13 protein-coding genes and 1 tRNA gene are annotated in these 13833 nt (G+C 67.5%); 8 read left to right on the top strand and 6 right to left on the bottom strand.

What is annotated here, in order from left to right; translation table 11 throughout:
- Positions 1-20 precede the first annotated feature (20 nt).
- The 5 genes from AC5Y6Y_RS10020 to AC5Y6Y_RS10000 form a co-directional block, all read right to left on the bottom strand.
- On the bottom strand, positions 21-764 hold the full coding sequence (locus tag AC5Y6Y_RS10020) for a lytic transglycosylase domain-containing protein (protein ID WP_463827475.1): 744 nt from the start codon (positions 762-764) through the stop codon (positions 21-23).
- 341 nt (positions 765-1105) lie between these two features.
- The gene (locus AC5Y6Y_RS10015; RefSeq protein WP_499929833.1) at positions 1106-2161 is read right to left on the bottom strand and encodes a nucleoside triphosphate pyrophosphohydrolase; all 1056 of its coding nucleotides are present in this window, start codon (positions 2159-2161) and stop codon (positions 1106-1108) included.
- Entirely contained in the window at positions 2158-5814 is a 3657-nt protein-coding gene (gene mfd, locus AC5Y6Y_RS10010) for a transcription-repair coupling factor (RefSeq protein ID WP_499929831.1), read from the bottom strand. The genes AC5Y6Y_RS10015 and mfd overlap by 4 nt, the downstream gene beginning before the upstream one ends.
- Positions 5815-5959: 145 nt before the next feature.
- Positions 5960-6553 (bottom strand): TetR/AcrR family transcriptional regulator, encoded by a 594-nt coding sequence (locus AC5Y6Y_RS10005; protein WP_463827515.1) that lies wholly within the window; start codon positions 6551-6553, stop codon positions 5960-5962.
- 118 nt (positions 6554-6671) lie between these two features.
- Entirely contained in the window at positions 6672-6899 is a 228-nt protein-coding gene (locus AC5Y6Y_RS10000) for a hypothetical protein (RefSeq protein WP_463827472.1), read from the bottom strand.
- Between the two features lie 255 nt (positions 6900-7154).
- On the opposite strand from AC5Y6Y_RS10000, the gene AC5Y6Y_RS09995 reads away from it, so the two are divergent.
- From AC5Y6Y_RS09995 to AC5Y6Y_RS09975, 5 genes are all read left to right on the top strand, one after another.
- Positions 7155-7226, top strand: a tRNA-Gln gene (locus AC5Y6Y_RS09995).
- A gap of 101 nt (positions 7227-7327) precedes the next feature.
- Positions 7328-8791, top strand: coding sequence for a bifunctional UDP-N-acetylglucosamine diphosphorylase/glucosamine-1-phosphate N-acetyltransferase GlmU (gene glmU, locus AC5Y6Y_RS09990; RefSeq protein WP_499924646.1), 1464 nt, complete (start codon positions 7328-7330; stop codon positions 8789-8791).
- A gap of 70 nt (positions 8792-8861) precedes the next feature.
- Positions 8862-9842, top strand: a complete 981-nt coding sequence (locus tag AC5Y6Y_RS09985) for a ribose-phosphate diphosphokinase (protein WP_463827470.1) — start codon at positions 8862-8864, stop codon at positions 9840-9842.
- Positions 9842-10192: an arsenate reductase (glutaredoxin) gene (gene arsC / locus AC5Y6Y_RS09980; RefSeq protein WP_499929828.1), complete on the top strand. Its 351-nt coding sequence runs from the start codon at positions 9842-9844 to the stop codon at positions 10190-10192. The genes AC5Y6Y_RS09985 and arsC overlap by 1 nt, the downstream gene beginning before the upstream one ends.
- Positions 10189-10839 carry an LpqN/LpqT family lipoprotein gene (locus tag AC5Y6Y_RS09975; protein ID WP_463827468.1) on the top strand — a complete coding sequence of 217 codons (651 nt, stop codon included), beginning with the start codon at positions 10189-10191 and terminating at the stop codon, positions 10837-10839. The genes arsC and AC5Y6Y_RS09975 overlap by 4 nt, the downstream gene beginning before the upstream one ends.
- Before the next feature lie 12 nt (positions 10840-10851).
- Here AC5Y6Y_RS09975 and AC5Y6Y_RS09970 read toward each other — a convergent pair whose 3' ends face one another.
- The gene (locus tag AC5Y6Y_RS09970) at positions 10852-11295 is read right to left on the bottom strand and encodes a nitroreductase family deazaflavin-dependent oxidoreductase (RefSeq protein WP_463827467.1); all 444 of its coding nucleotides are present in this window, start codon (positions 11293-11295) and stop codon (positions 10852-10854) included.
- Between the two features lie 92 nt (positions 11296-11387).
- Here AC5Y6Y_RS09970 and AC5Y6Y_RS09965 point away from each other — a divergent pair, with 92 nt between their 5' ends.
- The 3 genes from AC5Y6Y_RS09965 to pth all read left to right on the top strand — a co-directional run bounded on the left by AC5Y6Y_RS09965 (position 11388) and on the right by pth (position 13731).
- Positions 11388-12254 carry an oxidoreductase gene (locus AC5Y6Y_RS09965; protein WP_499929826.1) on the top strand — a complete coding sequence of 289 codons (867 nt, stop codon included), beginning with the start codon at positions 11388-11390 and terminating at the stop codon, positions 12252-12254.
- A gap of 229 nt (positions 12255-12483) precedes the next feature.
- Entirely contained in the window at positions 12484-13149 is a 666-nt protein-coding gene (locus tag AC5Y6Y_RS09960) for a 50S ribosomal protein L25/general stress protein Ctc (RefSeq protein ID WP_499929824.1), read from the top strand.
- 6 nt (positions 13150-13155) lie between these two features.
- Positions 13156-13731, top strand: a complete 576-nt coding sequence (gene pth / locus AC5Y6Y_RS09955) for an aminoacyl-tRNA hydrolase (protein ID WP_499924656.1) — start codon at positions 13156-13158, stop codon at positions 13729-13731.
- Positions 13732-13833: the final 102 nt, after the last annotated feature.

The following is a 13833-nucleotide window of genomic DNA, read 5'->3' as shown; positions in this document are numbered from 1 at the left end:
TGGGTCAGCGCTTCATCTTTCTACAGCGGATGACCCGCCGCATAGGCGGTCGCCCAGTCCCGCACCGCGCGTGCGTACACCCCGGAATTGTTGTAGGCGCGAAGCGCCGTGATCCAGCCGCGGGGCGTCGCGAGATCCTTTCCGCGCCAACATAAATATCCGGCGGCCGAGAGCGCGGCATCGTCGATGTTGTCCGCGCTGGCGGCGCCGTCGTTGTTGGCGTCGACGCCGTACAGCCGCCACGTCTCGGAGATGAACTGCATGGGCCCCATCGCGCGTTGCACGCCGTCGTCGTCACTGGAGCCGTTCGACGCGGCCGCGTCGGCCTCGTCCACGATCCGCAGATTGCCGCCGGTGCCGTCGAGGCGCACCCCACGAATAGGCGGCCTGACATCGCCGTTGGGCGCGATCGTCGCCCCCCGGTAGGTGCCGTTGTGACTCTCGACCTGCCCAATACCCGCCAGCGTTGTCCAGGCGATATGACACTTGGGATTCTCGACCTCAGCCACCCGGGCGGCGTAGGCGTAGGCCTCCAGCGCGGTGACAGGCATCTCCAGAGCAGGCGCCCGCTGCTGCGCCCACTCCCGTAACTGGTCGGCGGGACGGCCGGCGGCATGGGTGTCCACCGGCGGTACCGGGTCCCCCGCGGGCGGTGGCACACCGTCAGGGATGAAAAGGCTCAGCTGCCACGTACAACTTGAAGCCAGCAGCATCGCGGTCGCCCCTATCACGGCGACCGCGCGCAACCAGCGTCTCGGCGACACAACTCTCCCTGTCGGATCTCCCTGTCGGACGCCCCGTCGGACCCCGCAACGGTGTTTTCTCCCCGCTCATCGTCCCACGGGTTGCGGGCGGGCCCGGTTGACCGGTACGCCTAGCAAACGTTCACGTCCGATATTTGGGACGCTGCCGCATCCCATCTGAAGCAGCTCGGCCAGCGCCTCAGGGCCATATTCACATCGCTATTTGTGGAGTGCCTCTGAGTCGCCGCAAAGATCACGGAGACGGTCTGTCGGCGCCCTCAGACGCTGCCTTCGGGCACTGTCGATGGTGCCGGGCGCAAACGCCGGTGCCGAGCGCGATCACTGCCGTCGCGTGCAAACGGCTATCGCCGGCCTTTGCGCTTCTTGGATGACCCGCCGCGAGATTCCTTCTGCGACGTGGCCGGCTGCTCGGTTTCCGGCGCCGCGGCTTCCCCGTCGACAACCTCGGATGTCGGGGTGCCGGCCACCCAGTGACTGCGCCACTCCTCCTCGGTGACGAAACCGAGCGGGGTCATGTCCAGCTCTTCGGCGATGCTGTCACCGCGGCGGCTCGCGGCAATCGCTCCCTCCACCCGGTGCACAGTGTCCACAAAATCCAGAACTGCTGCGCGCAAAGTGTTTTCGGCATCCACATCAGCAGATAGCGTGATGGTGGTGAGCTCGGCGGGAATGAACTCCGCGGGCAGCCCGGCGTGGGTGACGCGCTCAATCACCTTCTGCGCCAACGCCAACGACGGCTGACCGGTGTGCACGTCGTCCAGCACGGAGTGCCGCGACTTTCGGGACCGTTCGGCCGCCTTGGCCGCCTCCCATTGTGCGAGCTGGTCCTGCAGCGAGATCGATTCTCCGGCAAGCACTCCCGGAACCCGGTTGCCGAGCTTGCGGATCAAGGTGTCGGCGACGTCGTCGATGGTGAACGGCAGCTGCGCCGCATCCTCGGCGATACGGGCGTGGAACAGCACCTGCAACAGCAGGTCACCGAGTTCCTCGCGCAGTTCGTCGACGTTGCCGCTGCGTACTGCGTCCAACAGTTCGTAGGTCTCTTCCAGCAGGTATCGGCGCAGTGAGTCGTGGGTCTGCTCGCTTTCCCACGGCCCCGCGGTGCGCAGCTTGTCCATCATCGCGACGGCATCCAGCAGCCGTTCGCCGCGTTGGCGATCCGGCGCCGAGATCAGCCGGGCTCCGGCGGCCAGCCGCGCGGTGACCGCCGGGTGACTGGGATCCGACGACAGCAGCACCGGCGCATCCTCACCGGTATGGGCCGGGTGCGCATCGGGCAGCGACCACGGCACCGCGATCGGCATCTCCTCGGTGTACTGCACCTTCCCGCAGAGCAACTCGATGGCATCGACCGGAACCAGTGCCGGCCGGCGGGGGTCGACGAGGACGACAATCATCTGCCTTGTCGCTCCTTACTCGGCGGTCCGGGCTCCGTTATACCAATATCTTGCTGCGGTTTACCCGCCATTGCGGTCACCAAGTCGGCCACCATCTGCACCAATTCGACATCACGGATGTGTCCGGCACCAATTCCGCCCGCCCGCGGAACGGGAACCTGGACCGTCGACGTGGTGGCGCGGTAGCGAGCACCCGGGTACATCCGCGCCAGCCGCACCTGGGCAGAGTCCGGCAACGTCATCGGGGACAGCCGCACCGTCGTCGCCGACACGGCACTGACTTCGGTGATCCCGGAGGTCCGGCACAGCAGCCGCAGCCGCGCCACCGCCACCAGCCGCTCGGCCGGTTCGGGCAGCGGGCCGTACCGGTCGGTGAGCTCCTCCACGACCGCGGCGATGTCGCTGTCCGACGCGGCGGCCGCCAGCCGGCGATAACCCTCCAGCCGCAGCCGGTCACTGGCGATGTAGTCCGGCGGTAGATGCGCATCGACCGGCAGATCGATCCGCACGTCCTTGGGCTCCTCGGCGGTGCTCACCGTCTCGCCGTCGGCGGCGGCCTTGTACGCCTCGACGGCCTCCCCCACCAGCCGCACATACAGGTCGAAGCCGACCCCGGCGACATGCCCGGACTGCTCGACGCCCAGGACGTTGCCCGCGCCGCGGATCTCGAGGTCTTTGAGCGCCACCGCCATGCCGGCGCCTAGTTCGTTGTTCTGCGCGATGGTCGCCAACCGGTCGTAGGCCGTTTCGGTGAGCGGCGCATTCGGTGGATACAAGAAATAGGCGTAACCGCGTTCCCGGCTGCGCCCCACCCGTCCGCGCAACTGATGCAGCTGGGACAGACCGAACGTGTCGGCGCGCTCGACGATCAATGTGTTGGCGTTGGAGATGTCCAGGCCGGTCTCCACGATCGTGGTGCACACCAAAATGTCGTAGTCGCGGTTCCAGAACCCCTGGACAGTGCGTTCCAGCAGGTCTTCGGGCATCTGACCGTGTGCGACGACGACGCGCGCCTCGGGGACCAGGCCACGCACCCGGGCAGCGGCGGAGTCGATGGAGCTGACCCGGTTGTGCACGTAGAACGCCTGCCCGTCGCGCAGCAACTCGCGGCGCAACGCCGCGGCGATCTGTTTGTCGTCATGCGGACCCACGTAGGTCAGCACCGGGTAGCGCTCCTCGGGTGGGGTCAGGATCGTCGACATCTCCCGGATCCCGGCCAGGCTCATCTCCAGCGTGCGCGGGATCGGGGTGGCGCTCATGGTCAGCACGTCGACGTGGGTGCGCAGGCTCTTGATGTGCTCCTTGTGTTCGACGCCGAACCGTTGCTCCTCGTCGACCACCACCAGTCCGAGGTTCTTCCAGCGCACCCCGGTCTGCAACAACCGGTGGGTGCCGATCACGATGTCCACCGACCCGTCGGCCAGGCCTTCCACGACCTTGCGGGACTCGGCAGGATCGGTGAAGCGCGACAGGCCCTTGACAGTCACCGGGAACCCGACCATCCGGTCGGTGAACGTCTGAAGATGCTGGTCAGCCAGCAGTGTGGTGGGCACCAGCACGGCGACCTGCCGCCCGTCCTGCACCGCTTTGAATGCCGCCCGCACCGCGATCTCGGTCTTGCCGTAGCCGACGTCGCCGCAGATCACCCGGTCCATCGGGATCGGCTTTTCCATGTCGGCCTTCACCTCGGTGATCGCGGTGAGCTGGTCGACGGTCTCGGTGAAGCCGAACGCGTCCTCCATCTCGGCCTGCCACGGGGTGTCCGGGGCGAACGCGTGGCCCGGACTGGCCTGCCGCTTGGCGTAGAGCGCCACCAGTTCGCCGGCGATCTCACGCACCGCGCGGCGTGCTTTGGTCTTCGTGTTCGCCCAGTCGCTGCCGCCCAGTTTGCTCAGCGCCGGCGCCTGACCGCCCACATACCGCGACAGCTGGTCCAGCGAATCCATCGGGACGTAGAGCTTGTCGGACCCGCCGCCACGCTTGCTCGATGCGTATTCGAGCACCAGGTACTCGCGCCGGGCGCCGCCGACGGTGCGTTCGACCATCTCCACGAACCGGCCGATGCCGTGCTGATCGTGCACCACCAGATCGCCGGCGGACAGCGCCAGCGGGTCGACGGTGTTGCGGCGCTTGGCCGCCAGCCGCTTGCCCTCGACGGCAGTGGCGCGGCTGCCGGTCAGGTCGGCCTCGGTGATGACGACCAGGTTGGCCCCCTGGACCACCACCCCGTCGTGCAGCGGGCCCTTGAGCACACCGACCACACCGGCCGTCGGGGCGGACCCACACTCCAGCATGGCCGCGGGGATGTCCGACTCGGCCAGCCGTTCCACCATCCGGTGGGCGGTGCCGGCGCCGGGCGCGACCATCGCGGCGTACCCGCCGGTCGCGACGTGCGCGCGCAACATCGCGAAGACGCCGTCGATGTCGTGCTGATGCCCCCGCGCGGACGGCGCGGCCCGGATGTCCAGCTCGACCGCCGACTCGTCGGACAACTGGCTCAAGGTCCACCACGGATGACCGGCGCTGGTCGCGGCGGCGCGCACCTCGTCGAGTTCGGTGAACCCGGACCCGCCCAGCTGTTCGACGTCGACGGGCGCGTCGGTACCCAGCGCCGCCACCGACCACGACGCCTCGAGGAACTCCCGGCCGGTCTTGATCAGGTCGGCCGCGCGGGTGCGGACCTTCTCCGGGTCACACACCAGTACCGGGGTGCCGTCGGGTAGCTGATCGGTGAGCTGCGCATGAGCCCCGTCTTCTGCGGGCTGCAGCACCGATTGCAGCGCCTCCATGCCGTCGGTCGGGATGCCCTCGGCGAGCTTGGCGAGCATGTCGATGATGCTGCCGGTCACGGTGTTCTCGGTGGCCGGATGCTCCTTGGCGAGTTCGGCCGCACGTGCTTTCACCTCAGGGGTGAGCAGCAATTCGCGGCAGGCGACCGCAATCAGCGTGTCCACCTCGACGTCGGGGATCGAACGCTGGTCGGCGACGGAGAACATCCGCATCTCGGTGATCTCGTCGCCCCAGAACTCGACGCGCACCGGATGTTCGGCGGTGGGCGCGAAGACGTCCACGATCCCGCCGCGGACCGCGAACTCGCCGCGACGCCCCACCATGTCCACCCGGGTGTAGGCCAACTCCACCAGCCGCTGCGCCACGTCCTCGAACGGCATCTCGTCACCGACGGTGAGCGTGAGCGGCTGCTGATGCCCCAGCCGCGGGGCCATGGGTTGCAGCAGCGATCGGACTGCCGTCACCACCACCCGCAGCGGCGGACCCAGCCGCGCGTCGTCGGGGTGGGCCAGCCGGCGCAGCACCATCATCCGGCTGCCCACGGTATCGACGCCGGGCGACAACCGCTCGTGCGGCAGGGTCTCCCACGACGGGAAGACCGCGGCGGCGTCGCCGAAGACTCCTCGCAGCTCGGCGGTCAGGTCGTCGGCTGCCCGGCCGGTGGCGGTGACCACCAGCAACGGACCATTGCTGGCCAGCGCGCTGGCTACGAACACCCGCGCGCTAGCGGGTCCTACCAGCGGCAGTTCGGCAGGCCGATCGGAGGCACGCTCGATGAGCTGTTGGAATGTCGGTGCGGTCAGCGCCAATTCGACGAGCCCCGCGATCGGGGTATCTGGGCTAGCAGCCCCCGGTGCGGTCATGATGCGCCCATTCTAGGGCGCTTCAATTCCGCAGCCCGTCGGGCGGCGGGCGTCCCTCGGGGTGCTGACTCTGCGCTCAGGGCGCGCTCACTCGCACTTCCCCGCCACAGCCGCAGAATCAACCGCGCCCGCGCACCGAGCTGGCTTATTCGTCCCGCAGCTGCGGGTCGGCTTCCAGATGCGTCAGGCCGTTCCACATCAGGTTGACTAGATGCGCGGCGACCACTTCTTTCTTGGGCTCGCGCGTGTCCAGCCACCACTGCGCGGTCATCGACACCGAACCCACCAACGCCTGGGCGTACAGCGGCGCCAGGCCCGGGTCCAGACCGCGCCGGGCGAAGTCGCCGGCCAAGATGGAGCTGACCTGGCTGACGGCATCGTTGAGCAAGCTGGAATAGGTGCCCGAGCTGATCGCGGCGGGCGAGTCCCGGATCATGATGCGAAAGCCGTCGGTGCGTTCTTCGACGTAGGTGAGCAGCGCCAACGCCACCCGCTCGACACGGACCCGGGACCGGTTGTTGGTCAGCGACGACGTGATGCCGTCCAACAGCGCCGACATCTCCCGGTCGACTACGACGGCGTACAGCCCCTCCTTGCCACCGAAATGCTCGTAGACGACGGGCTTGGACACATTGGCGCGCTGGGCGATTTCTTCGATCGACGTGCCCTCATAGCCGCGTTCGGCGAACAGCGACCTGGCGATGCCGATGAGCTGATGTCGGCGCTCGCTGCCGGTCATCCGGGCGCGGGGCGTCCGCGCTTCCTTCTCCACACTTTTCAGCGGCTCAGCCACGGGAATCAGGGTATCGGTGTTTGCGGTCGTTGCACCGAACGTCGACGGGTCGGCTGCGGAGCGGTCAAGCGGCCTTGCCCGGCTGCCCCGACTGTTCCATGGACCCCTTGGTCCCGGCCGGCAATAAGGCGACGATCACGATGCCGATCAGACCCAGCAGAGCGCCGAGGGCAAAAGACTCGCCGACGCCGCGGTTCTTGCGTCGGGCGACCCTGACCGCGTACAGCCCGCACAACACCGAAAGGACGACCGAGAACACCGCAATCGGCCACAGCTCGCCCAGGTTGTCCATCTCAGACATTCTGCCGTCGACGCACGTGGCGGTCTAGCCGGCCGCAAGCACGCCACGGTCAGCCTCCTCCTCCGGCCGCAAGCGCCCGGCATCGTCGGCAGACTCAGCCCCACGGCCAGCCCCCTCCTCCGGCCGCAAGCGCCCGGCATCGTCGGCAGACCCAGCCCCACGGCCAGCCCCCTCCTCCGGCCGCAAGCGCCCGGCATCGTCGGCAGACTAAAGTCATCTGGGCGGTCGCGCACCGGCCACCCCCAATCCGTCGTGGTGTAATCGGCAGCACCTCTGATTTTGGTTCAGATAGTTCAGGTTCGAGTCCTGGCGACGGAGCCCCGTTTTTTGCCGCGAGCGTGCATGAAATGCCACTCTTAACGGCGTGTCGGCGTAAAAATGCGCACGCTCAGCGCGCCAAACTTCGGTGAGGAGGGTCGATGACGTTTCGTGGTGACACCGCGGTCCTGGTCCTGGCGGCCGGGCCCGGCACCCGGATGCGCTCGGACACCCCCAAGGTGCTGCACACCCTCGGCGGGCGCAGCATGCTGTCACACTCCCTGCACGCGATGACCAAGCTCGCGCCGCAACATCTGGTCGTGGTACTCGGCCACGACCACCAGCGCATATCCCCGCTGGTCGGCGAGCTGGCCGACAATCTGGGCCGCAGCATCGACGTCGCGCTGCAGGATCGGCCGCTGGGCACCGGGCACGCGGTGCTGTGTGGTCTGTCCGCGTTGCCCGACGACTACGCCGGCATCGTCGTCGTTGCCGCCGGCGACACCCCGCTGCTGGACGCCGACACCCTGGCCGACCTGATCGCCACGCATAGTTCGACGTCTGCGGCCGTGACCGTGCTGACCACCACGCTGGACGACCCGCACGGCTACGGCCGCATCCTGCGCACCCAGGACAACGAGGTGATGGCGATCGTCGAGCAGACCGACGCCACCGCCTCGCAGCGCGGCATCCGTGAGGTCAATACCGGCGTCTACGCGTTCGACATCGCCGCGCTGCGCTCGGCGCTGGGCCGGCTGAGTTCCAACAACGCCCAGCAGGAGCTCTATCTGACCGACGTGATCGCGATCCTGCGTCGCGACGGCCACACGGTCAGCGCCCGCCACATCGAGGACAGTGCGGTGGTGGCCGGGGTCAACAACCGCGTCCAGCTCGCGGAGTTGGGCGCCGAACTCAACCGCCGCGTGGTGGCCGCACACCAACTTGCCGGAGTCACCGTGATCGACCCTGCCACCACCTGGATCGACGTCGACGTCACCGTCGGCCGCGACACCGTCATCCAGCCGGGCACCCAGCTGCTCGGCCGTACCCAGATCGGCGCCGGCTGCGCTATCGGACCGGACACCACGCTGACCGACGTCAGCGTCGGCGACAGCGCAACGGTCTGCCGCACCCACGGCTCGTCCTCGACGATCGGCGACGGCGCCACGGTGGGACCGTTCACCTATCTGCGGCCCGGGACCGTGCTCGGAGCCGACGGCAAACTCGGCGCATTCGTCGAGGTCAAGAACGCCACCATCGGCACCGGAACGAAGGTGCCGCACCTGACGTACGTGGGCGACGCCGACATCGGCGACCACAGCAACATCGGCGCCTCCAGCGTGTTCGTCAACTACGACGGCGTGACCAAACGGCGCACCACCATCGGCTCCCATGTGCGGACCGGCTCGGACACCATGTTCGTCGCCCCGGTGAACATCGGCGACGGCGCGTACACCGGCGCCGGAACCGTGGTCCGCGAAGACGTGCCGCCGGGCGCCCTGGCGGTGTCAGCCGGTCCCCAACGCAACATCGAGAACTGGGTGCAGCACAAACGCCCCGGGTCGGCAGCGGCAAAAGCGGCCGACGACGCCGGCCGCAAGCCCGAATCAGAACAGACACCGTGAATTGGTTTCCCGGAAACCCGGCTACGATGAGGCCTTCCATTCCCGATCTCGACACGGCGAGGGCAGCACGTTGAGCCACGACTGGACCGACAACCGCAAGAACCTGATGCTGTTCAGCGGCCGCGCCCACCCGGAGCTGGCCGAGCAGGTAGCCAAGGAACTCGACGTTCACGTCACCGCGCAGACGGCGCGCGACTTCGCCAACGGCGAGATCTTCGTGCGGTTCCACGAGTCGGTGCGCGGCTGCGACGCCTTCGTGCTGCAGTCCAATCCGGTGCCGGTCAACACCTGGCTGATGGAACAACTGATCATGATCGACGCGCTGAAGCGGGGCAGCGCCAAGCGGATCACCGCGGTCCTGCCGTTCTATCCCTACGCCCGGCAGGACAAGAAGCACCGCGGCCGCGAACCGATCTCGGCACGGCTGGTGGCCGACCTGCTGAAGACCGCGGGCGCCGACCGGATCGTGACCGTCGACCTGCACACCGACCAGATCCAGGGATTCTTCGACGGACCCGTGGACCACATGCGCGGGCAGAACCTGCTGACCGGCTACATCCGCGACAACTATCCCGACGGCAACATGGTGGTCGTCTCCCCCGACTCCGGGCGGGTCCGCATCGCGGAGAAGTGGGCAGACTCGCTCGGCGGCGTGCCGTTGGCGTTCATCCACAAGACCCGCGACCCCCGCGTGCCCAACCAGGTGGTGTCCAACCGCGTGGTCGGTGAGGTGCAGGGGCGCACCTGCGTGCTGATCGACGACATGATCGATACCGGCGGCACCATCGCCGGCGCGGTCAAGCTGTTGCGCGACGACGGCGCCAAGGATGTGGTGATCGCGGCCACCCACGGCGTGCTGTCCGACCCGGCTGCTGAGCGACTGGCCGCCTGCGGGGCGCGTGAGGTGATCGTCACCAACACTTTGCCGATCGGTGAGGAGAAGCGCTTCCCGCAGCTCACCGTGCTGTCCATCGCGCCGCTGTTGGCCAGCACCATCCGGGCGGTCTTCGAAAACGGCTCAGTCACAGGACTGTTCGACGGGGACGCGTAATGGGTTCTGGTCGCACCGTGATCTACCACAACCCTAAGTGCAGTACGTCGCGCAAGACGCTGGACTTGTTGCGGGACAACGGGTTAGAGCCTGAGGTCGTCCAGTATCTGAAGACGCCGCCCACTCGGGTCGAATTGGTGCAGCTGATCGCCGATGCCGGCATCGAGGTGCGTGCCGCGGTGCGCAAACGCGAGTCTTTGTACGCCGAACTTGATTTGGCCGACGCCGGTGACGACGAGTTGCTCGACGCGATGACCGAGCATCCCATCCTGATCGAACGGCCGTTCGTCGTCACCCCCAAGGGCACCCGACTGGCCCGACCGATCGATGCGGTCCGCGAGATTTTGTGAGAGACAAGCTTTTCAGCACCCTCGTGGTTACTGTCCTGGCGTTATCGGGGGTCGCCTGCGGCGCCAAAGCCCCCGACTATCAATCGATCTGGACGACCAGTGCGACTACCAGCGGGTCTGCCGAGCCGACGGCCCCGCCGGTCCCGTTGTCGAAATATCTTGAGGGTGAAGGAGTTACCGGTGAACCGGTCTCGCCAGGTGACCTGACCGATCTGACGGTGTCGATTCCCACGCCGCCCGGGTGGTCAGCACGCGGCGGCGATCCGAAGGTCACCGCCGCCAGAACAATGATCTCCAAGGGGAATAACTACCCGGCGGCAATCATGGTGGTAATCAGGCTGCGCGGAGAATTCAACCCTCGCGAGGCGATCAAGCACGCCAATGCCGATCTGCCGCAGGACTTCCACCAATTGGACGCGTCCACCGCTGATTTCAACGGCTTTCCCTCGTCGATGGTGCAGGGTACCTACGAGCTGAAGGGCGCGCGGATGCGCAGCTGGAACCGGGTGGTGTTGCCCACCGGTGCAGCGCCGGGAAATCAGCAGTATCTGGTGCAGCTGATCATCACCAGCCTGGCCGACGAGGCCGTCGCCGAGTCCAATGACGTCGAGGCGATCATCCGCGGCTTCGTGGTCGCCAAGAAGTAGCGTCGGTCCTCCTCAGGCCTTCGGTGTCAGCACAATCACCGGGATCGGCCGCGAGGTCTTCTTCTGGTACCCGATGTACCGGTCGGAGTTGTTGGCGTTGACGAGTTTCCACAGTCGCGCGTAGTCGGGATCATCGGGCAACACCGGGTGCGCGGTGACGGCCAACCGCTTTGCGCCGACATTGATTTCGACGTTGGGGTCGGCCTTCAGATTGTGATACCAGCCGGGCGCCTTGGGATACCCGGCCTTCGACGCCACCACCAGGTAGTCGTCGCCGTCTTCGGCGTAGGTCAGCGTTGTCGTGCGCGGCTGACCCGTCTTGGCTCCCACCGTGTGCAGCAGCAGGTTGGGTGGCATCCCCGGCAACCGATGGCCTATCCGGCCGTTCGTGGCCTGATAGATCTTGTCGTGAATGCTGAGGAACTTGAAAAGCAACCGCTCGGACGAGGATGTCATCGCCTCAGTCTTATGGAGTCACGCCGCGTTTGACCAGCCGGCAGAGCCGCCCTGTCCGAGGCCGCACTGTGCACGCCAATACAGTGGGGACCATGACTTGGACAGCTGCTGACCTTCCCTCGTTCGCCGGCCGCACCGTGATCGTCACCGGCGCCAACGGGGGGCTGGGCGCGGTCACCGCCCGCGAACTGGCCCGTACCGGCGCCACGGTCGTCATGGCCGTCCGCAACACCGAGAAGGGCGAGAAAGCCGCGGCCGAGATCGACGGTGATGTGCAGGTGCGCGCGCTGGACCTGCAGGATCTGTCCTCGGTGCGGCAGTTCGCCGAGAGCGTCGACGGCGCCGACATCCTGATCAACAATGCCGGGATCATGGGTGTCCGGTACGCCCTGACCACCGACGGCTTCGAGAGCCAGATCGGCACCAACCACCTCGGGCATTTCGCCTTGACGAATCTGCTGCTGCCCAAGCTCACCGACCGGGTGGTCACGGTGTCGTCGATCATGCACTGGCCGGGCCGGGTCGATCTGGACGACCTGAACTGGCAGCGCCGCAAGTATTCGCCCTGGCTGGCCTACTGCCAGTCCAAGCTGGCCAACCTGCTGTTCACCAGCGAACTGCAGAGGCGACTCGAGGGCGCCGGGTCGTCGCTGCGCGCAGTGGCGGCGCACCCGGGTTACTCGCGCACCCACCTGCAGGGAGCGTCCGGCCGCAAACTCGAGGACGCCGTCATGTCGACGGTGACCCGGTTCCTGGCCACCGACGCCGATTTCGGCGCCCGGCAGACGCTGTATGCGGCGTCCCAGGATGTGCCCGGTGACACGTTCATCGGGCCCCGCTTCGGCCAGTTCGGCCGCAGCCAGCCCGTCGCACGCAGCCGGGCCGCCAAGGACACGAACACCGCGACCAAGCTGTGGGAACTCTCCGAGCAGCTCACCGAAACCAAGTTCGCGCTCTGAAGCCGCCCCAGAGTCGCTGACTCTGCGCCGACGGCGGGCGTCTCTCGTCCGAAGTCGCCACAGCCGCAGCGTCAACGGCCGGGTCCCGAATTTCCGCCGCGACCCGCCGATGCGGTAACCTAGCCGGGCGTCACGGCGAGGGTGCACCGGTTCGACCAGCACCGTTATCGACGGAGACCGACAAATCGTCGCGTTCCTGGCCGTGCCCCGAAACACAGGAGCGACACACATGGCTAAAGCCACCGCTAACCAGCTCACCGCCACCGTGCGTACCGAGACCGGCAAAGGCGCCTCCCGCCGGGCCCGCCGCGAAGGCAGGATTCCCGCCGTTCTCTACGGCCACGGCAGCGAACCCCAGCACCTCGAACTGCCCGGCCACGACTTCGCCGCCGTGCTGCGCCACTCCGGCACCAACGCAGTGCTCAGCCTGGACATCGCCGGTAAGGAACAGCTGGCGTTGACCAAAGCGCTGGACATCCACCCGATCCGCCGCAGCATCCAGCACGCCGACCTGCTGGTCGTGCGCCGCGGCGAGAAGGTCACCGTGGAGGTCACCGTCGTGGTCGAGGGCGAAGCGGGTCCGGACACGCTGGTCACCCAGGACACCAACGCCATCGAAATCGAGGCCGAGGCGCTGTCGATCCCCGAGCAGTTGACCGTCTCCGTTGAAGGCGCGACCGCCGGCACCCAGTTCACCGCCGGCCAGATCGAGCTGCCCAACGGTGTCAGCCTGGTCTCCGACCCCGAGCTGCTGGTGGTCAACGTGGTTCCGGCGCCGACCGCCCAGGACCTGGCCGAGGAGGGCGCGGGTGAGGAAGGCGAGGCCGCCGAGGAGGGCGCGGAAGCCGGCGACGAGGGCGGCGACGCCGACGCCGACCAGGCCGAGTCCGAGTAGGAAAGCGTGGCCGAACCGCTTCTGGTGGTCGGCCTGGGCAACCCGGGCGACAACTACGCCCGGACCCGCCACAACGTCGGCTTCCTGGTTGCCGACGTACTCGCCGCCAGAATCGGTGCAAAGTTCAAGGTGCACAAACGTTCTGGCGCGGAGGTGAGCACCGGCCGGTTGGCCGGCCGGTCGGTGGTGCTGGCCAAGCCGCGCTGCTACATGAACGAGTCGGGGCGCCAGGTGGGGCCGCTGGCCAAGTTCTATTCGGTGCCCCCCGCCGACATCATCGTCATCCACGACGAGCTCGACCTGGAGTTCGGCCGCATCCGGCTCAAGCTGGGCGGCGGCGAGGGCGGCCACAACGGGCTGCGCTCGGTGGCATCGGCGCTGGGCAGCAAGGACTTTCAGCGGGTCCGGATCGGGATCGGCCGGCCGCCCGGACGCAAAGACCCGGCAGCCTTCGTGCTGGAGCCGTTCAACGCAACCGAACGCGCCGAAGTGCCGACCATCTGCGAGCAGGCCGCCGATGCCGCGGAGCTACTGATCGAACTGGGCCTCGAACCCGCGCAGAACCGGGTGCACGCCTGGTAGAAGCCAGATCCATTGTGCTAGCACTGCTTTGAGTGTGAACGCAGGGCGGGCGACACGCCGTGCCGAGCGCCACCGGCTCACACTCAAAGCCACCGGCTCACA

It is taken from the genome of Mycobacterium sp. NGS24 (assembly GCF_059813065.1).
This window is presented reverse-complemented; position numbering and strand designations above follow the sequence as displayed.